Below are 26,753 nucleotides of genomic sequence, written 5' to 3'. Positions count from 1 at the left end.
GTTACACAACAAAGCGAACCGTCCTTACGAACGGCTCGCGACATTTGAGTAATATGGGCGCAGCTTATGCGGGTCGGATACAGATAAACATATAAACAAACTCATCACAGATGAGCACATATCACAAAGCAAATGACGCTGTTTATCGTACGTTGAACCACAACAACTGTCAAATAAATGCCCCCAACACGGCGGCTAAAACACGGTGAGCGGCAGGGCCACAAAACGCATACGCCTAAACCGCACATTCCTCGCGTTCGGCATCGAGACGTGCCTTAACGGCATCGGCGGCGATATGATACGAGAAGCCCTTGCCCATCAAAAACCGAACCAGTTTTTCGAATCCGCGCGTCTCTGGAACACGCCGCTTGGCGAGCAGGGCTGACGCACGCGCCAAATCGTCTTCGACGGCAAAATAATCCTCGGGATAACCGGGAATGTCATCGAGCACGACATGACGGCGCTTGAGCTCGGTCTCGATTTTGCGCTGTCCCCAACCGCGCCGCTTGCGCTCCTCGATAAAGTACGAGCAAAAGCGGTTCTCGTCTAAAAAGCGATACTCGGTGGCGCGCTCGACGGCGAAATCGATCGCGGTCTGGTGAAAGCCGTAGCGAGCCAGCTTGTCACGGACCTCGCCCGTCGCATGGTCGCGGCGCGATAACATCTCGGTCACCATGGTAAGTGCACATTTACGCTCGACGAGCTGCACCGCCTCACGAAAGTTGTCCCAATCACAGGGAAGATCGGGGCGGTTTTTGACATACAGGCGCGCGACCCGCACGGGAATCCAAATGGACCGCTCAAAACCGCCCTCAAGCTCACAATCGATATGTGCGCAAGGCTTTTTGGACGCATACCCGCTCGAGAACGAGGAGGCCGCCTTCTTATCGGGAAAGACGACCGTGGCCTCGGTCACCGTATACGACATGAGCGTAACCGCTACTCGTCGTCATCATCGAGCATGGCGGAACCATCGATGGCGTAAAGCTCGTCAAACTCCTCAGGCGCAGGCTGATCGGTCAGCTCGACCTCGGATGGAGCATCGTCGTCAAACTCAAGCCCGCAGGCAAGGCGGACCTTATGCTCAATCTCGTCGGCGCAATCAGGGTGTTCGCGCAGGAACGCCTTGGCGGCCTCGCGACCGTTGCCGAGCTTGTCCTCGCCATAGGCAAACCAGGAGCCCATCTTCTTGCAAATGCCGCACTCGACAGCCATGTCCAGAATCGAGCCCTCCTTAGAGATGCCCGTACCGTACATGATGTCGAACTCAGCAGAACGGAACGGAGCTGCCACCTTGTTCTTAACGACCTTGGCGCGCACGCGGTTACCGATAACTTCATCCTTAAGCTTAATGCTGTCGATGCGGCGAATGTCGATACGCACCGAAGAGAAGAACTTAAGGGCGCGGCCGCCCGTCGTGGTCTCGGGGTTGCCGAACATGACGCCGATCTTCTCTCGCAGCTGGTTAATGAAGATGCATGTCGTGTTGGACTTGGACAGCGAGCCGGCGAGCTTGCGGAGGGCCTGACTCATCAGACGAGCTTGCAATCCGACCGTGGTATCGCCGATCTCTCCCTCGATCTCGGCACGCGGGGTCAGCGCGGCGACGGAGTCGACGACGATGGCATCGATGGCGCCGGAACGCACGAGCATGTCAACAATCTCGAGCGCCTGCTCACCCGTATCAGGCTGGGAAATCAGTACCTCGTCGATATCCACGCCAATGCGCGCGGCATACGTGGGATCGAGCGCGTGCTCGGCATCGATAAATGCCACCACGCCACCCATTGCCTGGGCTTCGGCCAGGATCTCGAGCGAAAGCGTCGTCTTACCGGAGGACTCAGGACCGTAAATCTCGACGATACGGCCGCGCGGCACACCGCCGATACCCAGAGCGGCATCGAGTGCCAGAGCGCCCGTGGGGATGGCCTCAACCTCAAGCTCGGGGCCGCCGTCACCATACCTCATGATGGAGCCTTGACCGAACTTCTTCTCGATCTCGGCCTTGGTGGTGGCGATCATCTCATCGCGCTCTTTACCCGTCGTGCGAGCATGAACGGTACGTACGGGACCTGAATTCTTGGCCATGAATAGCCCTCCTCTTAACAACCTGCATCGATAATAAACGAACGGCTGTTCGTGGTCAACCGTTCAGGCCAATCATATGCAGGCAGTCTTTCCAAAACCCAACCAAACGCCGACCAAACACTGACCAAATGCTTGACCACAAAGGGGCAAATAAGAACAAGAAAGGCAAAAATACACCTATGACCAGCGCAAACGCTAAATTCGTCAGGGGTCCCCATCTCCACAATTAAGGGGCCCGAAGGCCCCTTAAAACACGTCTATTCCATAGAGTTAAGCACAAGGACAATGCGTCCCAATGCCTCCGCGACCGCATGGGCACGAACACACGAACGGTCGCCCTCATAGTGGCAGCGCACAGAGTCCACGACCGGCACTTCCCCATCAGCCGCGCGATACGCCCAGCCAATATAGAAAGTGCCAGCCGGATCGTCCTCAGTGCCGCCGCCGGGGCCGGCATAACCCGTTGCGCTCACTGCAATATCGCTCTGGTACAGCTCCAGCGAACCCGCCGCCATCTCGCGCGCGGTCTGATGCGACACCGCGGTATAGCGGTCGAGCGTCTCCTGATCAACGCCCAAAACGCGATGCTTGATCTCATCGCAGTAGGTCACCGCACCGCCACGCAGCACCGCCGAGGCGCCCGGGATATCGGCAATCGTCGAGGCGATCATACCTGCCGTCAGCGACTCAGCCGTCGAAACCGTCACGCCCCGAGCGCTCGCGCGCTCGACAATATGACGCGCCAGCTCCTCGTTATGTGCGGAAATCTGCTCAAAAGAGTCCGTCATACCCACCAGGACCTAGACCGAAAAGACGATCTTGCGGCAGTTCCAGAAGTACTGGGCGCCCGAGATAACGGTCAGGACAACGGCAACGGCGTACAGGAAGCGCGACACCGAGTAGATGCCGAGCGTCAGCGCCAGCGGGCCAAGGTGCAAGCCGGCCATCGCAAAGACGCACAGGTAACCGCAGATGGAGACCATCGTAGTCGCCGTCTTGTACTTGCCAAGCTTATCGGCGGCAACGACCACGCCGGCGGCACTCGCGACCATGCGAAGGGCGCTCACCAGAAGCTCACGGAACAGGATAATGAACACGGACCACACGGTCACAGCGCCAAAATCCAAGAACAGCAGCAGAGCCGAGAACACCAGCAGCTTATCGGCGATGGGGTCCAAGAACTTACCGAAATCGGTAATCTCGTTGCGCGAGCGCGCCAGATAACCGTCGACCTTATCGGTGCACGACAGGATAACATACAGAATGAAGGCAGCGGCGGCGAGCGGGCCGTCGAAGGTGCTCCAATCTGTACCGGCAACACTCGTGTGAGAAAGCGCCGACACGATCATGAACACCGGGATAAAGACGATGCGAACGCACGTCACGATGTTGGCGGGCGTCCAAACACTCGTCAGTTCCTTATTGCTCTCGTTTGCCACGATGCTCTCCTACTCCACAACATGGCCGATAAGCTCATAGCAGAAGCTATCGGTAAACTCGACCGTCAGAATATCGCCCACGGACGCCTCGCTGGCGTCCAAGTGCACCGCGCCATCGGAATCGGGCGCCTGGAACCAAGCATGGCCGATCAGCTCGGCGCCGTCCTCGGTCTCCTCGATGCCGTCGACGATCACCTGGGCGCGCTCGCCCACATGTGCGGCGGTGGCGGCAAAACCGAGCGACTCGGCCAGGTCCATGGCCTCCTGGGCGCGCTCGAGCTTGACCTCCTCATCGACCTGACCCTCCATCTTGGCGGCCAGGCTGCCCTCCTCCTGCGAGTAGGCAAAGACGCTCGTGTAGTCAAAGCCGACGGTGTCCATAAAGTCGATAAGGTCGCGGAACTCGTCGTCGGTCTCGGTCGGGAAGCCGACCATGGCCGTGGAACGGATCACGATGCCGGGGATACGCTCACGCAGATCGCGGAACAGGTCCTCGAGCTCCTGGCGCGAACCAGAACGGCGCATAGCCTTGAGGATGCGCGCGTCGCAGTGCTGCACGGGGATATCGATATAAGGCAGCACCTCGGGCGTATCGCGAATCGTATCGATAAGCTCGTCGGTCATGCCCTCGGGCTGCAGATAGAGCACGCGGACCCAGACGTTGTGCGGGCGCACGGCCTCGGCGACGGCATGCAGCAGCTGCGCCAGATTGCGCGGCGAGCCATCGGTGACGTCTTCGTCGGCAAAGTCGGTGCCCCAAATACCCGTGTCCTGGCCAATCAGCACGATCTCGCGCACACCGCCGGCAACCAGGTCGCGTACCTCGGAGATAATGCTCTCGGCATTGCGCGAATGATAGCGACCGCGAATATAGGGGATCATGCAGAAGCTGCAGAAGCGGTTGCAGCCATCGGAAATCTTGACGTAAGCAACAGCGCCCTCGACAGTGCGCTTTACTTGCGGAATATAGGCAGCGATCTCACGCTCGACACCCAGCACGCCATCGATGACCGCCACGATGCCGTCCTCCTCGTCGGCCTTCACAAAGGCAGCGACCTCGGGCAGCTCGTCAGGCAGGTCGTCGCCATAGCGCGACGGCACACAGCCGCACATGACGATGGGACAAGAACGAACGCCGTCCTGAACCTCGTTGGCGAGCTCGAGCGTGGTCTCGATGCTCTCGGACGTTGCGGAGGCGAGGAACGAGCATGTATTGACGATGGCGATATCGGCATCCTGTGAGTCGAATGCCTCCTCGTAGCCCGCGGCGGTCAAAAGAGAACGCATGCGGTCGGTGTCAACCTCGTTCTTAGCGCACCCGAGGGTGATGTAGAGCACGGAGCCCAACGGTGTATCCATGTTGGAGAGCAGTCCTTTCGAATGATATTAGCGGTAGTTGGTGAACTGCAGCGGCTGGCCGTAGTCCTGGTCGCGCAGGAACTGGATCACGGTCTGCAACGCGTCCTTCGAAGCAGAGGAAACACGCAGCTTGTCGGCCTCGATAGTCACCTTGACCTTGAGCTTTTGGTCCTTGATGTCCTTGTTGATCTTCTTGGCGGTCGTCTGGTCGATACCCTCGACGATATGGCCGAGCACGCGCACGGTGCCGCCCGATGCCGCCTGCGGAGCATCCCACGAGACAGCCTTGAGGTCGATGCCGCGCTTGATGAGCTTGGAGCTCAGCACGTCGATAATCTGCTTGGAGACAAAGTCGGCCGGGGCGTTGATCGTAAAGAGCTTGTCGCCCTTCGAAAGCTCGATCGTGGCGCCGGAATCCTTCAGGTCATAGCGCTGGGAAATCTCACGCGTGGTTTGCTGGAAGGCGTTGTCGACCTCTTGCATGTTGACCTCGGACACGACGTCGAAGCTGGAATCTTTAGCCATGATGTTTCCTTTCGCGTACGAGCGGCTTAGTAGCTATCGTACGAATAGTCGGTAGAATCGGTGGGCGTCTGGCCGTCAGTTGCGGTATCGGCGCCATCCGTGGACTGGGCATCGGTGCCGTCGGTGGTGTCGGCACCATCGGTGGTGTCGGTACCATCAGAACTTTCACCATTCTCGGAACCAGTCGTCTCCTTCTTGGGAACGGTGATCGTCACACGCGCCACGCCCGAGGTCTTGGTATCGTAACGGACCTTTTCGCCGTTCTTGGTAACGGTGACATCGGAAGGCTTGGACGTGGTGATCTCGATCGAGGACTCAGGCGTGTACTCCTGCTCAAAGGGGCCAGTCGCCTGGGCGCCATAGACCGACTTGCCATCGACCTTGACCTCAATCCAGGCGGTCTTTCCCTTGGCAACGGAGACCTTGACCTTCGTTACCTCGTTTTCTTCCTTTTTAGCCGTCGTCTTGGTGGCGTCCGAATCGGTCGACTCATCCGTCGCCTCATCGGTGTCTTCGTCCTCGTCGACCGTTTCGGTCTTCTTAGAAGACTTCTTGGGCGTCGTCTTGGTAGCAGTGGGCGTCTCGGGCGTGGTCTCGGGCGTCGAAGATGCGCAGCCGCGCAGAAGTACCACGATGAGCACGATCAGCAGCAACGCCACGGCACCGATGCCGGCGTAGACGATACGCGGATCGAGACCGTTGTTTTGAGGAGTACGGGAACCGCCGCGTCCACGACTGGAACTGCTGCGGCCGCCTCCCTGAGGCATACGACCACGATTGCTGTCGGAACGGCCGCGATAGCCACCCTGGCCCTGAAGGCTGCGCTGACCCGAGCGGGGCGCAAGTTCACCGCAGCCTTGATAGCCACGCTGGCCCGCACGCGGAGCCGAAGAGCGCTGGCCATACGGCTGTGATTGAGAGCGAAGACGCGGCGTCACCTGCGTGGCATCGGCGTCCGCATAGCCACTGCGAGAACGTCCGGTGGAGATACCACGGTGACCGCGATCGGAATAGCCGCCGTCGCCGTAGCCGGCACGAGGGTCACGCGCCACGCCGCGGGCAGCGGGAAGTGCACGGTCCTCGGGCATCGGCGTACTGCGGAACCGGTCACGCTGTGAGCGAATCTCCTCGCCCGAACCCGTCTCGGTAATATAGCCAGCCTGCTGCGGACGCTGACCATAACGCGTTGAGCGACCACCCTGAACCATCAGGAAGCGCCCGTTATCGACAGAGGAACGCGAATTGACATAGCCGGCGGCGTCCTGAAAACGACCGCCCTGCTGCGACGTCTCGCGTTCGTATGCCATCAGGTCGTCAAAGTAGGCATTGACGACCTCGCGCGGATTGAGGCCCAAAAAACGAGCATAGCTCGAAATCATGCCCTGCGCATAGCCGCGCGGCGGCATCGAAGCAAAGTTACCGGTCTCGAAAAACTCGATGATCTGCGGCCTGATTTTGATGGTGTTGGCGACCTGCTGAATGGAAAGGCCCATTCGGCGACGCTGCTCGAGCAGCATGTCACCAAAGCGTGCAGCCATCAGAATCCTCCAAACTCACGATCTTCACGTGCCATCTCGGCGTCGACAGATTCCAGCGCGGCAAGCCCCTCCTCGTCCAAAAGGACCTCGCGCGGCTTGGAACCGTCGGGCGGGCCGACGACACCCTTTTCTTCCAGCATGTCCATAATACGCCCGGCACGCGCATAGCCAACCTTCAGACGACGTTGCAGGCCAGATGTGGAGCCAAGCTGCGATTCCACCACAATATGGGCGGCTTCCCAAATGAGTGGATCATCGTCTTGCGGCTCGGTTACTCCGGTGCGGACAATGCCTCCGCCACCCGCCATGGACATGGAAGCGGGCGCCACGGCAGACAGGATCTCCTCGTGGTAGTCTGGCTCACTCTGCGACTTGACGAACTCGACAATCTCGTTGATCTCATCATCCGAGACAAAGCAGCCCTGGATACGGCGGGGCTTGCCCCAGTCGACCTTGGAGAACAACATGTCGCCCAAACCGGTGAGCTTCTCGGCGCCCATCTGGTCGATGATGACGCGCGAGTCGATGCCCGTGGCGACGTTAAAGGCGATGCGGTTGGTGATGTTGGCCTTGATGAGGCCCGTCACCACGTTGGAGCTGGGGCGCTGCGTGGCAACGATAAGATGAATACCGGCGGCACGGCCCAGCTGTGCAATACGCACGATCGAGGCCTCGACATCCTTACCGGCGACCATCATCAGGTCAGAGAGCTCGTCAATGATAATGACAAGGTAGGGCATCTTTTGCGGCGGATTGTCGTAATGCTCAAACTCGCCAGCAGCCTGCTTTTCGTTGTAGGTCGAGATCTTACGCACGTTGAGACGCTCGAAGACCTTCAGGCGACGCTCCATCTCGGACACAGCCCATTGCAGAGCGCTCGCGGCCTGCTTGGGCTCGGTCACCACGGGCACATAGAGATGCGGCAGACCGTTATAGCCCGCAAGCTCGACACGCTTGGGGTCGACCATGATCAGGCGAACGTCCTCGGGAAGGGCGCGCATGAGCAAGGTCGTGATGATGGAATTGATCATCACCGACTTACCAGAACCGGTCGTACCGGCGATCAACAGGTGAGGCATCTTGGCGAGGTCGGCGACAACCGGCGTGCCCTCGGCGTCGCGGCCGATGGCGAGCTCGAGCGGACCGCCCTTCACATAGGGCAGCACGTCGCCCAGATTGACGTTCTGGCGCTTGCGGTTGGGAATCTCGATGCCCACGAGCGAGGTGCCGGGGATCGGGGCAAAGATACGCACCGACTGGGCAGCGAGCGAAAGCGCGATATCGTCCTCGAGGCTCGAGATTTTGCTCACACGCTCGCCCTCACCGGGCTGCAGCTTAAAGGTCGTCACCGTGGGGCCGGCGATCCAGCCGACCACGCGGGCACTGCGGCCAAACTCAAGCAAGGTGGATTGCAGTGACTCAGCGGTCTGCTCCAGCTCCTTGTCCGAAGACGCAGCGGAAGCCGACTGCGGGTTGGCATGCAGGATTTCGAGCGGCGGAAGCTTGAGGCCGTCCTCTTCTTCGCCCTCGTTATCTGCGGCGCCGTCGTCCACTCCCCCATCACGAGCCGCAGCCGATTCGATAGCACTCGTGGCAGGCGCATCGGCAACCTTGGGATGCTTCAGGAAGTCGGGAATCTGAGGTGCGGCCGAGACGGGATTCACGGCAAACGGCGGCTCGGACTCGTCAATCTTATCGGGGTCGTCTTCCATCGAAAGCTGGCCGGTTACCTGGCCGCGCTTTGCATGGCGACGCGGCAGCAAAGTTGTCTTTGCGGTCTCAATCGGAGCCTCGTCGTCCTCGTCATCGCCCTCGGTAAGCTCAATCTCGCTATCGGACCAAGATGGGTCGGGCTCACTCGTATTAAGCTTAGGCGCAGCCTTGCCCTTCTTGACATGGCGACGCGGCAGCAGCGTGGTCTTGGCCCGCTCGGCATCCACGGCATCGGACACGTCAACAAACGGATCCTCGTCCTCGTCGTCATCCAAAACCGGGTCGACATCGCCACCCATGACCGTGGTCACCGCGGCGTCAGTCCCCTTCTGGCGCAGAATGCTAAGGTGCGGACGGGCGACGCCGGGAACCGACAGGGCCTCTTCATCGCCCCACGGGCTCGCATTGACATCGGCACGTCGACGCTCGGCAAAATCGGCAGCGCGATCGCGTGCGGAGCGCAAAACGCCACCCACCGAAAAGCCGATAATGACCAAACCAACGACGACAAGCCCCAGCAAGACAACCATGGCGATAGGTTTACCCAGGGCGTTTTGCAAGGCACTTGCGATAAAGGCGCCAATGTAGCCGCCCGACACGGAAAGGTTCTGCGGCGTAAACATAAGGTCGCACGAATCGCTCGTGCCCGGCACCATCAGCGAAAGAATGGAGACGACGGCGATAAAGACCAAGGCGCCGCCCGCAACAGAGCGCACGTTGAGCGGCGAGTCCTCACCCAAAAAGAGCGTGGCGGCAAACAGCAAGATGACGATCGGCAGCACGTAGGCGCCCAGACCAAAGCCCAGGTGGTAGAAACCGGCAACCGCAGCCGTCACGGGCGCTGTTGCCGGAGAGATCACGGCAATGAAGGACGCGATCGCCAAAACGGCGATGACCACACCGGCGATATCGCGATTGGCCGAAGGCTCGACCAAGGGCTCAAACTCATCAAACTCGGACTCGTGGCCCTTATTGGCACGCAGATGGGAACCGGCACCCTTAGCAGATGCCGGTTGGTTGTTGGCCTTATTGACTTTGGCGTTTTGTGCAGATCCGCGCGCCAAACTAAACCTCCATGACGACCGGGATGATCATCGGACGGGTGCGCGTACGGCTCCAGATAAAGTTAGAGAGCGAATCGCGCACGGCCTTGCGAATGGCATCGGAACCGCTGCTGGTAAAGCTAAACTTACCCTTCTCGATCGTCTTCATAATGGACGCGGAAGCATCCTCGGAGAACTGGTCGTCGATGGCAAACGAGACGCCGCGGCCCGAGAACTCGATGGCCTCGATCTTCTTGTGTTTGAGGGAGACGATGGCAACGGCCGTGACCATACCGTCGTTGGCGAGCTTCTGGCGATCGCGCAGGACGATGGGGTCGGTATCGCCGATGCGCAGGCCGTCGACATAGACGACGCCGGACTCGACGGGCGTACCGCGTTTGACGATACCGCCGCGCATCTCGAGCGTGTCGCCGTTATCGAGGATAAAGATATGATCGTCCTTGAGACCCATCTTACGGGCCAGCTGGGCATGGGCGCGTAGATGCACGGCCTCACCGTGAACCGGCATAAAGTACGTGGGCTTGGCCATGGCCATCAGGAGCTTGAGCTCCTCCTGGCTACCGTGACCGGAGACGTGGACGAGAGCGCGGTTCTTATCCCACACGTCGCAGCCGAGCTTGGCCAGGCTGTTGACGACCTGCTGGACGGCTTTCTCATTGCCGGGAACAGGAGTTGCCGAGAGGATAACGGTATCGCCCTCGTGAATGGAGAGCGTCTTGTGCTCGCCATTGGCCATGCGAGACAGGGCCGACAGCGGCTCGCCCTGCGAACCAGTGCACATGACGACGATCTTGTCGTCAGGCAGGTTATCAATATCGAAGGCATCGATGATATCGGCATCATCGATGTTGAGATAACCGAGCTCGCGCGCCACGCGGGTGTTCGTGAGCATGGAGCGACCGGTCACAACGACCTTACGGCCGCACTTGCGGGCGGCATCGCAGATCTGCTGCAAACGATGGATGTGGCTCGAGAACGATGCGACGAACACGCGACCCGGGGCGTTCTTGATGGCGTGCAGCAGGTTGGGACCAACCTCGGCCTCGGACTTGGTAAAGCCGGGAACCGTGGCATTGGTGGAGTCGGAAAGCAGCAGGTCGATGCCCTGCTTGGCAAAGCGGCTGATAGCGGCATAGTCGGGCGTGACGCCGTCGATGGGCGTCTGGTCGAGCTTAAAGTCGCCGGTGTGCATAACGGTGCCCTGGTTGGTGCGAATGAACACGCCCAGAGCGCCGGGGATGGAGTGCGTCATCGAGAAGAAGTCGAGCGAGATGCCGCCGAGGTTGACATGGCTGCCGCCCTTGACCTCGCGGAACTTGGGTGCGCGGATGCGGAACTCGGAAAGCTTGCCCTCGATAAAGCCAAGCGTCAGCTTGCTCGAGAAGATGGGCACCTTATTGTTGAGGTCCTGCAGCAGATACGGAAGCGAACCGGTGTGGTCCTCGTGGCCGTGGGTGACGACGATACCGCGGAGCTTCTCCTCGTTCTCTAGAACATAGGTGTAGTCGGGAAGCACCAGGTCGATACCGGGCTGGGAGTCATCCGGGAACATGAGACCGGCGTCGACGAGCACCATGTCGTCGCCGCACTCGAAGACCGTCATGTTCTTGCCGATGCCGTCAAGACCGCCGAGCGGGATGATCTTCAAGGGAGATGTTTTTTTAGCTGCCATAGGTTAGTGTGGTTTCCTTTCTTCGAAACGGGTCTGGAACAACCGACGGGGCGCTTCTGGCAAACCGACCGTCGGGAACGTACAAACATGCATCACAGAGTCGATGCAATAACCACAGTATGATACCCATTTGCCCACCAACAGACCACCCATGCATCAAAGCCCCATCCAAACCGGTCTATCCCGCCGGTTTCCCGTGGGGCGGGCACTGATGAAGTTTCCTGCTCTACAGTCCTGCTCACGACGGAGGCCACATTAAGTGGCCTCCTGTTCGTGCGGAACTCGCGATAAACTTCATCAGTGCCCGCCCCACGGGAAACCTGCCAAAAAGGGACAGGTTTATTTTGGTCGGTTTTATCTGGGAAGATGCTGCTGCGGCTATCTACAGATCTGAAATCTGACTACTGAATAGACTGTCTAACTAAATAGCGAGCGGCACTAACCAGTCCTTTTGCTTGCGCCCGGGAGGGCCGCATATGAAGTTTATCGCGAGTTCCGCACGCAAAGGAAAGCACTTAATGTGCTTTCCATCTTGCGCAGGACTGTAGAGCAGGAAACTTCATATGCGGCCCTCCCGGGCGCAAGCAAAAGGGCGACCCCTGTCCGGAGTCGCCCTTGCGGTGCTGGTTATGTACGGCTGTTACTCGGCGTCGTGGTGACGGCGGGGCTTGCGGCCTCCGTTGTCGCCGGGACGGCGCGGACGGTCGCTGCGCTCGGAGCGCTCGCGACGCGGACGCTCACGACGCTGGAAGTGCTCGCCGTCGCCCTCGGAGGTACCCTCGGCGCGAGCCGGGGCCTCGGGCTTGTCAAGACGATCGAGCGAGATCTTGCCGCGATCGTCGACCTCGATGACGACGACCTTGACCTCGTCGCCCACATTGAGAACGTCCTCGACCTTCTCCACGCGGCCCTTGGCAACGCGGGAGATGTGAAGCAGGCCGTCCTTACCGGGCAGCAGGTTCACGAAGGCGCCGAAGGGCTGGATGGAGACCACGCGACCGGTGTACTCCTCGCCCGGCTCGGGAACCTTGATGATGAGCTTGATGCGCTCGACGGCCTGGTCCACGGACTCGCCGGTGCCGCCGACAAAGACGGTGCCGTCCTCCTGGATGTCAACCGAAGCGCCGGTCTCGTCCTGGATGCCGCGGATGACCTTACCGCCGGAACCGATGACGTCGCGGATCTTATCGGTCGGAACCTGGATGGAGACGATGCGCGGAGCGGTGCTGCGCGTGGTATGACGCGGCTCGGGGATCACATCGAGCATCTTCTGCAGGATGAAGGCGCGACCCTCCTTGGCCTGCTGCAGAGCGCGGGCCAGAATGTCGAAGGTAAGGCCGGTGGCCTTATTGTCCATCTGCAGAGCGGTAATGCCCTCGGTGGTGCCGGTGACCTTAAAGTCCATGTCGCCCAGGAAGTCCTCGAGACCCTGGATATCGGACAGGACCACGGTCTTGCCCTCCTCCTGGATCAGGCCCATGGCGATACCGGAGACCGGGCGCTTAATGGGCACGCCGCCGTCCATAAGGGCGAGCGTAGAGCCGCAGGTCGAAGCCATCGAAGAGGAGCCGTTGGACTCCATGACCTCGGAGACGACGCGGATCGCGTAGGGGAACTCGTTCTCGTCGGGAAGCACCGGAAGCAGGGCGCGCTCGGCCAGGTTGCCATGGCCGATCTCGCGGCGCTTGGGGCTGCCCATACGGCCGGTCTCGCCGGTGCAGAACGGCGGGAAGTTGTAGTGGTGCATGTAGCGCTTGCCCTCGGTGGGCTCGATGGTATCCAGACGCTGGCCCTCGTTGAGCATGCCGAGCGACAGGACGGAGAGCACCTGCGTCTGGCCGCGCTGGAACAGGCCGGAGCCGTGAACGAGCGGCAGGTAGTTGTCCTTCACCATGATGGGACGGATCTCATCGGCGGCACGACCGTCAACGCGCTCACCAGTCTCGACGACCATGGTGCGCATAGCCTTCTTCTCGAGCTTCTTGAGCGCCACGGGGATCTCGCGCTCCCAAGCGGCCTGCTCCTCCTCGGTAAACTCGGCACGGATGGACTCCTTCAGAGCCTCGACCTTGCCGATACGGGAGAGCTTGTCGGCGTCGCGCAGGGCGGCTGCCATCTCGTCGTAGTGGGCGAAGATGCGCTCCTGGACCTCCTCGACGGGCTGATCTAGCGGGTACTCCTTCTTGACGATGGGGCCGTTGACCTGCTCCCACTCGGCGACGAACTCGTCCTGAGCCTGGCAGAAAGCAGCAAGGGCCTCCTGGCCAAACTTCATGGCAGCGAGCATGTCGTCCTCGGAGATCTCCTCGGCGCCGGCCTCGACCATCGAGATGAAGTCGGCAGAGCCGCCCAGCTCCAGGTCCAGGTCGGAGTTCTCGCGCTCCTCGTAGGTGGGGTTGACGATAAACTCGCCGGTCTCCACGTTACGGCCGATGCGCACGCAGGCAAGCGGGCCCTCGAAGGGCACGCCGCCGAGCGTCATGGCCAGGGAGGCACCCATGACGTTGATGACGTCAAAGGGGTTGACCTGGTCGGCGACGAGCGAGGTAGCGACGATGTGCACCTCGTTGCGGAAGCCGTCCGGGAAGCTCGGGCGAATCGGACGGTCGATCATGCGCGCGGTGAGCGTGGCCTTCTCACTGGGACGGCCCTCACGCTTGAGGTAGCCACCCGGGATGCGGCCGGCGGCGTACATCTTCTCGTTGAAGTCGACGGTCAGCGGGAAGAAGTCGTAGTTCTTGCGCTCCTTGGAGACGACCACGGTGTCGAGCATCGTGGTGTCGCCCTGCTTGACCAGGCAGGCGCCGGTGGCCTGCTTGGCAAGCTCGCCCGACTCAAAGGTGTAGGTCTTGCCGTACAGCTCAAAGGTCTTGGATACGAGTGTCATTGTTCTCCTTTACCCCGCAGGCCCCTTGCCTGCAGGCTCCTCATGTGACGCGGGCCCCCTGCCCCCGCCACGCTTCAGAGCGTGATTGTTCGCGCCCTTACACAAAAAGAGCGCCCCGCTGCGCAGGACGCTCTTAGCATGTACAAATCCTTACTGGATGTTGTCGCGGATGCCCAGAGCCTTGATGAGCTCACGGTACTCGACGATGTCGTTCTTCTTGATGTAGGAGAGAAGACGACGACGACGGCCGACGAGCATGAGCAGGCCACGACGGGTGTGGAAGTCCTTCTGGTGGGACTTCATGTGCTCGGTCAGCTCCTTGATGCGCTCGGACAGGATGGCGACCTGAACCTTGGGGTTGCCGGTGTCGACCGGGGTGTTACCGAACTGGGCAGTCAGCTCAGCCTTGCGCTCTTTGGAAACAGTCATTGTTTCACCTTTCGTTTCTTGTCGCCCGCGGGCGACACTATTCGCCTCGGACTGGGAAGCCGCCGGTGGAGCGAGCATCCAAGGTCGAGGTACCAACAGGTCGGTATGTTACCACAAGCAACCCGCGCCTGCGCATCATCACCGACCCAACATGAATTCCATCGCACGGAGGCGCTGATCGGCATGTGTTGCCGCCCAGACGTGCGAAAGCCCCAACAAAAAGGCGGCAGTATGGGAATCGATCCTCTCGGCCATGAGCGCATCGAAAGTCATGGACATAAGGGCACGCAGCCATGCGACCTCACCGGTCGATACCAGCTCGGCACCCGGAACGCTCGACGCGCACGAGCCGCACATGAGCCCGCCGGCCTGGGGCGAAAAATACGACAGCATGGGGTCTCCGCACAGTACGCAGGCCGAAAAATCGGGTCGGTAGCCAACGTGCGATAGCAGCTTAAACACATATGCCGCCACAAGCAGATCCATATGCGCCGTGTCGAGCCCGCTGCCCACCAGAGCAAGCGCTCGCTGCGTGATGGCAAAGGTAAACGGGTCCTCGGCATCCTCGAACGAGCACACGCGCGCGACCTCGGCGATCGCGCTTGCGGCGCAGGTCGTCTCGTAATCGGGTGCTGCGCCGAGCGGCGCCTCCATAAGCTCGGCCTGGGAAACCACGTCGAGCGACCGCCCATGCGCGAGCAGCATATCGACGGTACAGAACAGCTCGCAGCGCGCAGCCAGGCGCCCACCGGGTTTACGGGCGCCCTTTGCCACGGCACGAACCTGCCGACCCCGCTCGTCAAGCATCGTCAGGATCAGGTCCGTCTCTTTGAGCTTCGTCTTGTCGAGAACGAGCACCTTCGTGCGATATGTCCGGGAGCCTGCCATGCGTGCCGCGCGCCCTTAGTCCTCGGCGTTGTAGCCAAAGCGGCGAATCTGGGCCTCGTCGTCACGCCAGCCGGCCTTGACCTTCACGTCCAGCTCCAAAAAGACCTGCGTGTCAAAGATGCGCTCAAGATCGCGACGGGCGTCGATACCGATATGCTTGATCATCTCGCCGCCCTTGCCGATGATGATGCCCTTTTGGCCCTCGCGCTCGACGTAAATGGTGGCGTGCACGCGCAACACCTTCTTGGTCTGCTCGAGCGCATCGCAGATCACGCCAACGGAGTGCGGAATCTCATCACGGGTGCGGCGCAAGACCTTCTCGCGCACAAACTCGGCAACGAGCGTCTCGTCGGAAGCGTCGGTACCCATGTCCTCGGGGAACCAACGCGGACCCTCGGGCAAAAAGTGAGCAACGGTCTCGATAAAGGCATCGACGTTGAAGTTCTTGACCGACGACGTCACGATCTCGTCGTCATATTCCATGAGCTCGTGGGCGGCCTTAAGCTGCTCCATGACCTGTGCGGGATCGGCCTCATCGGCCTTGGTGAGCACCAGGACCTTCTTGGAACGAGCGCATCTGACTCGCTCGGCAACCCAGGCGTCTCCCCTGCCGATCGGTTTGGTGGCATCAATCAAAAACGCGACGACATCGACATCGTTCAGCTCGAACAGCGCGCTCTTGTTGAGTTCGGATCCCAGACCGTCCTTGGGCTTGTGGATACCCGGGGTATCGACAAAGACCAGCTGGTAGCCGGGACGGTTGACGACGGCGCGCATGCGGCGGCGGGTCGTCTGGGCCACCGGCGAGGTGATGGCGACCTTTTTGCCATAGCAGGCGTTGAGCAGCGTGGACTTGCCGGCGTTGGGGCGGCCGACCAGGGCCACAAAGCCGCTGCGGAAACCGGGTTCAACGTCGCCAAAGCCCGCGAGGCCATCGTCCTCGTCGCACAGGGCGTCGAGTTCCTCGTCACTCATGCCCTCAAACGGGTCAAACTCCTCGACTTCCTCGAACTCCTCGGCATCCACCACATCCAGGGACTCGTCGTCCAGAGTTTCATCGATAGGCAGCATATTGTCGGACATGGAAATCCCTTTCTAAATAAAGTCGAGCGCGTGGGCAAATACCAGCAAGCCCACAATCGCGGCGGTGATGGAAAGTACGTATACGGAGGCGGCGGCGATATCCTTCGCACGCTTTGCCAGCGGATGGAGCTCCTGGGTCGCCAGGTCGACAATCGCCTCCATGGCGGTGTTGCACAGCTCGCCGTGAATCACCAGGCCACAGCAGATGATAACCGTAGCCCACTCGGCAATGTCGAGTCCCACGATGCAGCCGGCGATGACGGTGCACACGCCCGCCACAAGCATGACCTTAATGTTGCGCTCGGTCTTGACGGCGGTGACGAAGCCCTCCATGGCGTAGGAGAACGACTTTAAGAAGGACGGATGGTCCTTGTTCGATCCGGGAATCATAGACGGCTCCTAGTCGTGGGCGTGATTGGTGATGGGACCGACGTGGACCAGCTTGGGGTCCTCGCCGCGCTCGAGCGCCAGATCGCGCAGGATGGCGTCCTCGCGGGCCTCCATGACCTCGGCCTCGTCGTCATCAATGTGGTCATAGCCCAGCAGGTGCAGAATGCCATGCACGAGCATCAGGCGGCACTCGTCGGCAGGACTATTGCCAAAGCCGGGGGCCTGACGGGCAATGACCTGCGGGGCCAGGATGATATCGCCGAGCTCGAGCGTCTCGTCGGCGGGAATATCCTCGTCAAAGGCCGAGTCACATTCAAACGAGAGGACATCGGTGGTGCGGTCGATACCGCGCCACTCGTGGTTGAGCTCGTGCATCTCGTCTTCATCGACATACGAAAGGGAAATCTCAACTTCACGCTTAACGCCCTCGGCGGCAAGCACAACCTCGCAGATGTGCTCTACCTCCTGCGCGTCGAGCAGCGTATCGAGCTCGGCATCGTTGCTGATCAATACACTCAACGGGACTCCTTTCGGTCGTGCACGCGCTTCTCGCGTACATCATCATAAGCATCGTATGCCTCGACGATACGCCCAACCAAGGCATGACGTACCACGTCGGCACGCTCGAGGTGAGAGAATGCGACATCGTCGACACGGCCCAAAATCCGCTCAACGTCAGCAAGACCGCCGCGACGACCCACCAGGTCACGTTGGCTCAGGTCGCCGGTAATCACAAACTTGGAGTTAAAGCCCAGGCGCGTCAGGAACATCTTCATCTGCTCGGGCGTGGTATTTTGGGCCTCGTCGAGCACCACGAAGGCATCGCTCAGCGTACGGCCGCGCATGTAGGCAAGCGGGGCGATCTCAATCACGCCGCGCTCCATAAGCTCATCGGTGCGTTCGCGATCCATCATGTCAAAAAGGGCGTCGTAGAGTGGACGCATGTAGGGATCGATCTTTTCCTCGAGGGTACCGGGCAAAAAGCCCAGGTTCTCCCCCGCCTCGACAACCGGACGCGCCAAGATCAGACGACACACCTCGTGACGCTTGAGCGCGGCGACGGCGAGGGCCATAGCTAGATAGGTCTTACCGGTACCGGCGGGACCTAGGCCAAACGTGATGGTATGCGAGCGGATGGCGTCAACATAGCGCTTTTGTCCGAGCGTTTTGGGGCGAATGGCACGGCCGCGATACGAAAGCAGCACATCATCGCGAAGCGATGTAGCCTCGTGCTCACCGTCGCGCAAGACGGCCAGGCAACGCGAGACATCGTCGGCAGACAGGGTACGACCGGCCGCCGCCTCGCGAAAAGCATGTTCGAAAAAGCGAGCCACGAGCTCGACCTCGTCCGGGTCGCCGCTTACGGAGATCCTATCGCCACGGGCGACCACGTGAGCGCGAACCAAGCTCTCGAGCGCACGAAGGACGCCGTCGCCGGCGCCCAAAACACGCGAGGGATCAACTCCCTCGGGAACGGTAAGTCTAATCTTCGAGGCTTCCATGGACCTCCCTGCGCGCATGGACCAAGCCGGAATCATCGACTCCGATGATAGCAACATCGAGCAGGCACGGGGCTGTAAGTCCACAGGTATCGTCAAGACGGGCATGATGGAACGAGCCGAGCGTCAAATTGTCACCGTACTCAAGCACGGCGCGTTCGACGGTACCCACGCGACGGCGGGCATCGGCAATAGCGAGCTCCTGCGCCGTGTCTCGCATACGGCGGCTGCGCTCGGCCATAGCCTCGGGCGGCACCTGGTCGGGCATGTCGGCAGCAAGGGTACCGGGACGCTTACTGTAGCGGAACACGTGCATACGCGAGAACCCCACGCGGCGGCACAGCGCCAGCGACTCCTCGAACTCCTCGTCCGTCTCACCAGGAAAACCGACGATGACGTCGCACGAAAGAGACGCCTGCGGCAGGATGGCGCGAATCATACGCACCGTGTCCTCAAAGGCCTCCGCACTATAGGGACGACCCATGCGATGCAAGGTCGCCGTACAGCCGGACTGCACGGGCAGGTGCAAAAACGGGGCGATACGCTGCGGATAGCGCGCCATAACCTTAAGCAGGCGCTCAGAGATATCCATGGGCTCGACCGAGGAAATGCGCACATGCGCAATAGTCGTGCGCTCCATGATGGCCTCGAGCAGCTCATCGATTTCGACATGCTCGTCGGTCGCGCTCTTGCCATCGTAGGCACCCAGGTTCACACCGGTCAGCACCACCTCGGGCACGCCGGCCTCCTGGGCCTCGCGAACTTGCTCAAGCACGGACTCGACGGGCACGGAGCGCTCGGGGCCGCGCGCCTTCCACACAATGCAATAGGTACAGCGATGGTTGCAGCCGTCCTGGATCTTCACGCCCAGGCGAGAGCGACCGAGCGCATCGACCACCTCGCCATCGCTGCAGGCGGGAACGCTATCGGACTCAACGCCCAGCACCTCGCAGACACGTTCGGCGACATCGATCTTGGACGGCTCGGCGATCACGCGATCCGAAAGCTCCAACAGCTCCTCGGGATGCAAATTGACCACGCAACCGGTCACGAGCACATAGGGCTCATTTGGATGGGCCAGCGCATGACGGACGGCCTTACGGGTCTTGGCCTCAGCCTCGCCCGTAACGGCACAGGTGTTAATGACGATCAAATCGGCATCCTGGGGCTCCACAATAGCAAAGCCCAGGCGCATAAGATCGGCAGTGATACGGTCAGACTCAACCCGGTTGACACGGCAGCCGAGGTTGACGACGGAAATATGGGGTGCGAGCACGCGGGCTCCTTAATCGAGGATATCGTCGAGGGCACTCTTGATACGGTCGGTCACCGACTTCTTACCGGAAGCGACGTCATCGCCCATCTCATCGGCAAAAGCACGGAGCAGCTCGCGTTGCTTATTGGAAAGATTGGTGGGAACGACCACGCGCAGTTGCACGATCAGGCGGCCACGCGAACCGCCACCGCCAATGCGCGGCATGCCGTAATTATTGACGCTCACGGTGTCGCCGTACTGGGCGCCGGCGGGAACCGTCACCTTAACGACCTCGTCGGGCATAATGCCCTCGACCTCGATCTCGCAGCCGAGCGCAGCCTGCGCAATCGAGATATCGCTCACCAGGTACAGGTCGTCACCGTTGCGCTTAAAGCGCTCATGGTCGGCAACGCGCACGTTGACAATCAGGTCGCCAGAAGGCTCGCCGCGAAGGCCGGCCTCGCCAAAGCCGCTCACACGCAGCTGGCGACCGGTCGAAACGCCGGCGGGAATATCGATGTCGATCTTTTCGTGCGAAGGCGTGCGGCCCTGACCGTCGCAGGTCTCGCAGGGATGGTCGATAACCGTGCCCTCGCCATGGCAGTCGGGGCAAGGCGAGGAAGACTGAACCTGGCCCAAAAACGATCGCTGAACCGTCGTAACGTAGCCCGTACCGTGGCAGCGACTGCACTGCTTTTCCTGTGCACCCTCGGCCCTACCGGTACCGTTGCAGTCCTCGCAAGGAGCAAGGCGATCATAGCTGATAGTCTTTTTGCAGCCGAGTGCCGCCTCCTCGAGCGTCACCGAAAGCGAGATGGCCATGTCACGTCCGCGACGACGCTCACGACGGCTGCGGGCGCCACCACCGGCGCCACCGCCAAAGAACGACGAGAACAGGTCGTCCATGCCCATGCCACCAAAGATATCGTTGATGTCGACATAGCCCGAACCACCAGGGCCGTCCGCGGTGCCGTAGCGGTCGTAGTTTGCACGCTTCTGCTCATCGGAAAGAACGGAATATGCCTCGTTGAGCTCTTTGAACTTGGCCTCGGCCTCGGGGTCGTCCGAAACGTCCGGGTGTACGGTACGGGCCTTCTTTAGAAACGCGCGCTTAATCGTCCGCGCGTCGGCATCCTTTTCGACGCCAAGTACCTCGTAGTAATCCCTATTTTCCGACACGACCGAATCCTTCCGACTTTCATTATTGTCACAGTGCGTCCTATACCCAAGCTGGGGCGGCCGCAAACAGAGGGTTTGATGTTAGTACATTCCGTACGGCGAAAGCATGGCACGCTGCGAGCAGCTCGCAAACCAAACCGACACGAGTGCGAACATGAAGCCGTTGGCAAAACCGTTGGCAAACTGCATCGCGCCGCGTTTCCACCACAGCAGGCTGCGATGAAGCACGCCGTCCGAGAGCACCATGAACAGGCCCATGGCAAACGGAATAAAGCACATCATGGCAAAGGCCGAGAACACGCCCGAGATGGCCGACAGCACCAAAAACGGCGCCACAATGCCCATCAGGTAAAAGCCAGTACGAGCTTTGCCTTCCAAGCGCTCGGCCTCAACATGGGCGCGGCCGACCAGGTCGCCGCCCGCGGCACCGTTAGTGCCTGCGTGGCCCATGCCGCTAATGCGGACCTCGTCGCCATCGTGCGTGCCGGCAGGAAACTCAATCGTCTGCTCGGAGGTCACACGGGTTCGCCCGCTGCCACCGCAATCGGGGCAGGGGTCGGCCACGACCTTACCGGAACCGCCGCACTCGGGGCAGACCGACTGGAACGTGCCCGCACCAAACAGGAAGGACAGGTCGACGTCGATGTGGCCGCGGCCACCGCAGCTCGGACAGGTGTGGGCATGCTCTGAAGAAACGGAGCCCGATCCGCCACAATGCCCGCAGGTGTCAAAGCGGGTATATCGAACGGTCTTGTGGGCACCGCTCTTGGCCTCCTTGGCGTCGAGCTTGATATCGACGACCACGTTGGCGCCGTTCTCGGGATTGTAGGCAGCCTGCCCGCGACGCTGCTGGCCCCAGGCGCCACCAAAGGGAAAGCCGCCCTCAAAGGGATTGCCATAGCCCGTGCTGCCGGCGTAGCCGCCACCATAGGGCGAAGCCGTAGGAGCACCGGCAAAGGGATTGCCAGATCGCATGGCGTCGTAGCGCGCACGTTTTTGCTCATCCGAAAGCACGGCGTAGGCCTCGGAAACCTCTTTAAACTTTTCCTCGGCATCCGGTTCTTTGTTGACGTCCGGATGGAGCTTACGGGCCTTTTGCTGGAAGGCCTTTTGAATATCACGCGAGGTGGCGTCCTTGGAGACACCCAGAATCTCGTAGTAATCTTTTTCGTTCATCGTCGCCATGCGCGGCAACCTCCTGCTCACAGCAGCGTATATATTCCGGTAATTCTACCCGAGCGGCCTAAGCTAGATCCCAAAACAGCTCGAACAGAACATTTCCATCGAGCCAGCCCAGATGGGTCGGCGCCAGACGAGCTCGAACATGGCCCGCGACGACATCTGCCGTAGTGAAGGGTCCCTCATGACCCCAGAGCGTCTCGGGCACCCAAGTGGCAAGATCCAATTCGAGCGCACGATCGCAGGCAGCTGCCAGCTCGCCCGTTGGGATGACGCAAGCTGCACGAGCCAACAGGTCGGACGCAACACCGCGCGTCATGCGACAAGCGAGCATCAAGTCTTCGGCGACAGCCTCGCGCTGCGACAGATATTCGGCCTCGAACGCCGTCGCGTCATCGTCGCGTTGCACCAGACGCACACGGTACGCATCGCCTCGAGCAGACACGCCGGGGAACAAACCTGCAAGACGGTCGAAATCCTCGGCATCGAGCATACCCGCGGCAGAACGACCCAGGCCCAGGTAGCCCCGTCCGGTCCAGTAGGCAATGTTATGGGCGCACTCATGGCCGTCGAGCGCATAGCTTGCCACCTCATAGGGGTGATAACCGGCCGCACCCAGGAGCTCGCGTGCCACGTCCATGCATGCGGCCTGAAAATCCTCATCAGGCTCAAGCGACTCGTCGCGGCACGCCATGCGATAAAGGGGCGTCCCCTCCTCGAGCGTGAGCGGGTACACCGATACATGATGCGGCGCCGCCGCCAGCACGCCATCGAGCGTGCTCCGCCAGCTTGCGGCCGTCTGCCCGGGAAGGCCGCACATCAGGTCGCACGACACATCGAGGCCAGCGTCCTTCACCGTCGCGATAGCCGCAAGTGCCCGATTAGCATCGTGAATGCGGCCAATAGCAGCCAGCTCGGTATTGTCGAGGGTTTGCACGCCCAGAGAGATGCGCGTGACGCCCGCCTCGGCAAGCGCGGTGGCGAGCTCAGCAGTCAGCGACTCGGGATTGGCCTCGCAGGTAAACTCAACGGGCTTGCACCACATGGAGATACGACGGGCAAGTTCTACCAGGCGCTCCCCTGCCAGCGACGGCGTGCCGCCGCCTACGTAGACTGTGCGGATCTGCCTGAGTGCCCCAGCGTTGCCAAAGGCATCGAGCCGCGCATACAACTGCTCAAAATAGGCATTGAGCGCAGCGTCCAGGTCGCACGGGGCAAAGCTGCGCGAGTCAAAGTCGCAATAGCGGCATTTTTGAGCGCAAAACGGTACGTGCACATACAGTGCGGTAACGGCCACCCTTAGGCCTCCAGCGGATGGGCGGGCACCGACTCGCCAGCTGCAAGTGCGGCCTCGCAGGCCACCACATCGCGCTCGATATCATCGACCAACGCCATGAACTCCTCGTATGTGGAGCAGCGCACCACCTGGGCGCGCCAGGCGGCAGCATGGGGCATGCCCTTGAGATACCAGCTTGCGTACGTACGGGCACGCGACATGAGCGGCAACAGCTCGTGCGTAAGCGTCAGGTGCTCGCGCAGGGCATCCAGACGCTCGACCGAGGTGCGAGACGGCACCGGCGTGGCGTCGAACGCAAGGGCGCGAGCATCGCCGAACACCCAAGGATTGCCATAGATACCGCGCGCGATAAACACGGCACGGGCGTCGGAGCTGCGCAGACGCTCCGCCGCATCCTCAGCCGAGAACACATCGCCCGAACCGATCACGGGAATCTCAACGGCGTCGGCAACCTCATCGACGACCGACCAATCGGCCTGGCCCGTATAGAGCTGCGTGGCGCAGCGGCCATGCACCGCCACCGCGGCGGCACCGGCGCCTTCGAGCATCTGGGCAAACGTCGCGGCATTACGGTCCTCAGCATAAAAGCCCTTGCGAATCTTGACGGTCACGGGCACGTGCGCCGCGCCCACCGTCGCCTCGACGATCTTCTCCGCCAGGTCGGGCGTGCGCATGAGCGCCGAGCCCTCGCCCTTGGTAACGACCTTGCGGGCGGGACATGCCATATTGATATCGATGAGCGACAGGCGATCGCCAACGCGCTCCTCGACGGCGGCGACGGCACTCGCAAATTGATCGGGCTTGGAGCCAAAGAGCTGCACGCAAATCTGCTGCTCCTCGTCGGCCGGCAGCACCAGGCGCCACGTTTTGTTGCTGGCATAGGCAAGGCCTGCCACGCTCACCATCTCGCTGTAGGCAAGGTTGGCACCGCGGCGGCGGCACATGATGCGGTAGGCAGGGTCGGTCACACCCGCCATGGGAGCCATAAGGAACGGCTGCTCGGCATAGGCGCCCAGCAGCCGCTTGCTGTATTCAGAAAGCACCATAGACCTACTCGTCCACCTTGAGGATCGCCATAAAGGCCTCCTGCGGGACCTCGACCGATCCGATGGCCTTCATGCGCTTCTTGCCCTCTTTCTGCTTCTCGAGCAGCTTGCGCTTACGCGAGATATCGCCGCCGTAGCACTTGGCAAGTACGTCCTTGCGACGCGCCTTGACGGTGGAGCGGGCAATAATCTTGTTGCCGATAGCACCCTGGATGGGCACCTCGAACAGCTGACGCGGGATGATCTCCTTAAGCTTGTCGCACAGGCCACGGGCCAGGCCATAGGCCTTGTCCTTGTGGACGATAAACGACAGCGCGTCCACCTCATCGCCCGAAAGCAAGATATCGAGCTTAACGAGCTCGGAGGGACGGTACTCGTTGAACTCGTAGTCGAGCGAGGCATAACCCTTGGTACGGCTCTTGAGCTGGTCAAAGAAGTCCAAGATGAGCTCGGCGAGCGGCATATCGAAGCGCATCTCGACCGATTTGCTCGTGAGGTGGATCATGTCGGTCGTGACGCCGCGGTGCTCGATGGCGAGCTGCATGACGGCACCCGTGTACTCAGGCGGGCAGATGATCTTTGCCTTGAGGTAGGGTTCCTCGATACGCTCGATGCGCGTGGCCTCGGGAAGGTCCTGCGGACTGCGGACATCGATCATCTCGCCGTCGGTCTTGTAGACGTGATAGTCGACCGAGGGGCTCGTGGCAATGAGGTCCAGGTTGAATTCGCGCTCCAGGCGTTCCTTGACGACTTCCATGTGTAGCAGGCCCAAGAAGCCCACGCGGAAGCCAAAGCCGAGCGCCACCGAGGTCTCGGGCTCCCACACCAACGATGGGTCGTTAACGTGCAGCTTATCGAGCGCGTCACGCAGGTTCTCGTAGTCCTTGTTATCGATTGGGAACAGGCCCGTATAGACCATGGGCTTGGCCTCGCGGTAACCCGGAAGCGGCTCGGGGCAGGGGTTCGACGCCCAGGTAAGGGTGTCGCCCACGCGAACGGCCTCGGGGTCCTTCAGGCCCGTGACCACATAGCCGACCTCGCCAACCGTCAGCGCGTCAACCGGGGTCTCGGCAGGACGCTTGACACCCACGCCGTCGACCAAAAAGTCGCCCTCTGCCTGCATCATGCGCAGGGTATCGCCCTTTTTGATGGAGCCGTCAAAGACGCGCACCGTGGCGACGACGCCACGATACTCGTCGAAGTACGAATCCAGAATAAGTGCCTTGAGAGGGGCATTTGCATCGCCCTTGGGAGGCGAGATCAAAAAGACAATGGACTCCAGCAGATCATGGATGCCCTCGCCGGTCTTGCCCGAGACACACACGGCATCATCGGCAGGAATCGCCAGGTCATCCTCGATCTCGGTCTTAACCTCATCGGGATGGGCAGAGGGCAGGTCGATCTTGTTGATGGCCGGCACAATGTCCAGATTGGCGTTCATGGCGAGCGTCGCGTTGGAGACGGTCTGCGCCTCGACGCCCTGCGTGGCGTCGACAACGAGCACCGCGCCCTCACAGGCTGCCAGCGAGCGCGAGACCTCATAGGTAAAGTCAACGTGGCCCGGCGTATCGATCAGATTGAACTGATACGTCTCGCCATCGTCGGCGTCATAGGACACGCGAACGGCATTGGACTTGATCGTGATGCCGCGCTCGCGCTCGATATCCATGGTATCGAGCAGCTGCGACTCCATGTCGCGTTCGTCGACGGTATGGGTGAGCTCGAGGATGCGATCGCTGATCGTGGACTTGCCATGGTCGATGTGCGCAACGATTGAGAAGTTGCGGATGTGGGAAATGTCAATTGAAGTATTCATGCGGACTATCTTACCCGAGCGGTACAAAAAATGGAGCCTGTTCCATAAAACAGGCTCCATTTATGCGCGCAATCTGTGTGGTGTGAAATTTACAACTTAGGCGTTGATGCTGTTCACGAGCTTGGCAAGACCGGACTTGCGGTTGGAAGCCTGGTTCTTGTGGATAACATGCTTGGCGGCAGCCATATCGAGACGCTTGGTGACGGTCTTGAGGGCAGCCTGGGCCTTCTCGGCGTCGCCCTCGGCGACGGCAGACTGGACGTGCTTGGTCAGCGTCTTGAGCTCGGACTTGACAGCCTTGTTACGCATGCGAGCTGCCTCATTGGTGCGGATACGCTTCTTCTGAGACTTGATGTTTGCCACTTCTGGAGTTCCTTTCGAGTTCCTTGCAAAAAATGTATGACACC

The 26,753-nt window shown here is 60.7% G+C and carries 23 protein-coding genes; all 23 read right to left on the bottom strand.

The window, feature by feature from the left end; translation table 11 throughout:
• Positions 1–235: 235 nt before the first annotated feature.
• The gene (locus DW754_RS04015; protein WP_089573376.1) at positions 236–928 is read right to left on the bottom strand and encodes a regulatory protein RecX; all 693 of its coding nucleotides are present in this window, start codon (positions 926–928) and stop codon (positions 236–238) included.
• Between the two features lie 11 nt (positions 929–939).
• The gene (gene recA / locus DW754_RS04010) at positions 940–2,088 is read right to left on the bottom strand and encodes a recombinase RecA (protein ID WP_022094695.1); all 1,149 of its coding nucleotides are present in this window, start codon (positions 2,086–2,088) and stop codon (positions 940–942) included.
• 257 nt (positions 2,089–2,345) lie between these two features.
• Positions 2,346–2,876, bottom strand: coding sequence for a CinA family protein (locus DW754_RS04005; RefSeq protein ID WP_117758511.1), 531 nt, complete (start codon positions 2,874–2,876; stop codon positions 2,346–2,348).
• A gap of 12 nt (positions 2,877–2,888) precedes the next feature.
• Positions 2,889–3,437: a CDP-diacylglycerol--glycerol-3-phosphate 3-phosphatidyltransferase gene (gene pgsA, locus DW754_RS04000; RefSeq protein ID WP_231500751.1), complete on the bottom strand. Its 549-nt coding sequence runs from the start codon at positions 3,435–3,437 to the stop codon at positions 2,889–2,891.
• A gap of 99 nt (positions 3,438–3,536) precedes the next feature.
• A complete protein-coding gene (rimO, locus tag DW754_RS03995) occupies positions 3,537–4,886 on the bottom strand; it encodes a 30S ribosomal protein S12 methylthiotransferase RimO (RefSeq protein ID WP_117758512.1) in 1,350 nt (449 codons plus the stop codon).
• 27 nt (positions 4,887–4,913) lie between these two features.
• On the bottom strand, positions 4,914–5,411 hold the full coding sequence (locus tag DW754_RS03990) for a YajQ family cyclic di-GMP-binding protein (protein WP_117758513.1): 498 nt from the start codon (positions 5,409–5,411) through the stop codon (positions 4,914–4,916).
• Positions 5,412–5,437: 26 nt separating this feature from the next.
• The gene (locus DW754_RS03985) at positions 5,438–6,949 is read right to left on the bottom strand and encodes a RodZ family helix-turn-helix domain-containing protein (RefSeq protein ID WP_117758514.1); all 1,512 of its coding nucleotides are present in this window, start codon (positions 6,947–6,949) and stop codon (positions 5,438–5,440) included.
• A complete protein-coding gene (locus DW754_RS03980; protein WP_233508847.1) occupies positions 6,949–9,726 on the bottom strand; it encodes a DNA translocase FtsK in 2,778 nt (925 codons plus the stop codon). The genes DW754_RS03985 and DW754_RS03980 overlap by 1 nt, the downstream gene beginning before the upstream one ends.
• Before the next feature lies 1 nt (position 9,727).
• Positions 9,728–11,398, bottom strand: a complete 1,671-nt coding sequence (locus DW754_RS03975) for a ribonuclease J (protein ID WP_117758515.1) — start codon at positions 11,396–11,398, stop codon at positions 9,728–9,730.
• A gap of 640 nt (positions 11,399–12,038) precedes the next feature.
• Positions 12,039–14,285: a polyribonucleotide nucleotidyltransferase gene (locus DW754_RS03970; RefSeq protein ID WP_117758516.1), complete on the bottom strand. Its 2,247-nt coding sequence runs from the start codon at positions 14,283–14,285 to the stop codon at positions 12,039–12,041.
• 150 nt (positions 14,286–14,435) lie between these two features.
• Entirely contained in the window at positions 14,436–14,714 is a 279-nt protein-coding gene (gene rpsO, locus DW754_RS03965) for a 30S ribosomal protein S15 (protein WP_035138510.1), read from the bottom strand.
• 138 nt (positions 14,715–14,852) lie between these two features.
• On the bottom strand, positions 14,853–15,602 hold the full coding sequence (gene recO, locus DW754_RS03960) for a DNA repair protein RecO (protein WP_117758517.1): 750 nt from the start codon (positions 15,600–15,602) through the stop codon (positions 14,853–14,855).
• Positions 15,603–15,617: 15 nt separating this feature from the next.
• Positions 15,618–16,685, bottom strand: coding sequence for a GTPase Era (gene era / locus DW754_RS03955; protein ID WP_199411439.1), 1,068 nt, complete (start codon positions 16,683–16,685; stop codon positions 15,618–15,620).
• Positions 16,686–16,697: 12 nt separating this feature from the next.
• A complete protein-coding gene (locus tag DW754_RS03950) occupies positions 16,698–17,075 on the bottom strand; it encodes a diacylglycerol kinase family protein (protein ID WP_022094706.1) in 378 nt (125 codons plus the stop codon).
• Between the two features lie 9 nt (positions 17,076–17,084).
• Complete coding sequence (gene ybeY, locus DW754_RS03945) at positions 17,085–17,594, bottom strand: rRNA maturation RNase YbeY (protein WP_117758518.1); 510 nt, start codon at positions 17,592–17,594, stop codon at positions 17,085–17,087.
• Positions 17,591–18,577, bottom strand: a complete 987-nt coding sequence (locus DW754_RS03940) for a PhoH family protein (RefSeq protein ID WP_117758519.1) — start codon at positions 18,575–18,577, stop codon at positions 17,591–17,593. The genes ybeY and DW754_RS03940 overlap by 4 nt, the downstream gene beginning before the upstream one ends.
• Complete coding sequence (locus DW754_RS03935) at positions 18,558–19,850, bottom strand: MiaB/RimO family radical SAM methylthiotransferase (RefSeq protein WP_117758520.1); 1,293 nt, start codon at positions 19,848–19,850, stop codon at positions 18,558–18,560. The genes DW754_RS03940 and DW754_RS03935 overlap by 20 nt, the downstream gene beginning before the upstream one ends.
• A 9-nt stretch (positions 19,851–19,859) precedes the next feature.
• Positions 19,860–21,008 (bottom strand): molecular chaperone DnaJ, encoded by a 1,149-nt coding sequence (dnaJ, locus tag DW754_RS03930; RefSeq protein WP_117758521.1) that lies wholly within the window; start codon positions 21,006–21,008, stop codon positions 19,860–19,862.
• Positions 21,009–21,089: 81 nt separating this feature from the next.
• A complete protein-coding gene (locus DW754_RS03925) occupies positions 21,090–22,193 on the bottom strand; it encodes a DnaJ domain-containing protein (RefSeq protein WP_199408765.1) in 1,104 nt (367 codons plus the stop codon).
• A gap of 58 nt (positions 22,194–22,251) precedes the next feature.
• Positions 22,252–23,484 (bottom strand): radical SAM family heme chaperone HemW, encoded by a 1,233-nt coding sequence (hemW, locus tag DW754_RS03920; protein WP_089573389.1) that lies wholly within the window; start codon positions 23,482–23,484, stop codon positions 22,252–22,254.
• A 2-nt stretch (positions 23,485–23,486) separates the two neighbouring features.
• Entirely contained in the window at positions 23,487–24,530 is a 1,044-nt protein-coding gene (gene dusB, locus DW754_RS03915) for a tRNA dihydrouridine synthase DusB (RefSeq protein WP_089573390.1), read from the bottom strand.
• Positions 24,531–24,534: 4 nt separating this feature from the next.
• On the bottom strand, positions 24,535–26,346 hold the full coding sequence (gene lepA, locus DW754_RS03910) for a translation elongation factor 4 (RefSeq protein WP_117735177.1): 1,812 nt from the start codon (positions 26,344–26,346) through the stop codon (positions 24,535–24,537).
• 96 nt (positions 26,347–26,442) lie between these two features.
• A complete protein-coding gene (gene rpsT, locus DW754_RS03905; RefSeq protein ID WP_022094714.1) occupies positions 26,443–26,709 on the bottom strand; it encodes a 30S ribosomal protein S20 in 267 nt (88 codons plus the stop codon).
• Between the last annotated feature and the right edge of the window lie 44 nt (positions 26,710–26,753).

The sequence above is a fragment of the Collinsella sp. AM29-10AC genome, assembly GCF_003469085.1.
Taxonomy (GTDB): Bacteria; Actinomycetota; Coriobacteriia; order Coriobacteriales; family Coriobacteriaceae; genus Collinsella.
This window is presented reverse-complemented; position numbering and strand designations above follow the sequence as displayed.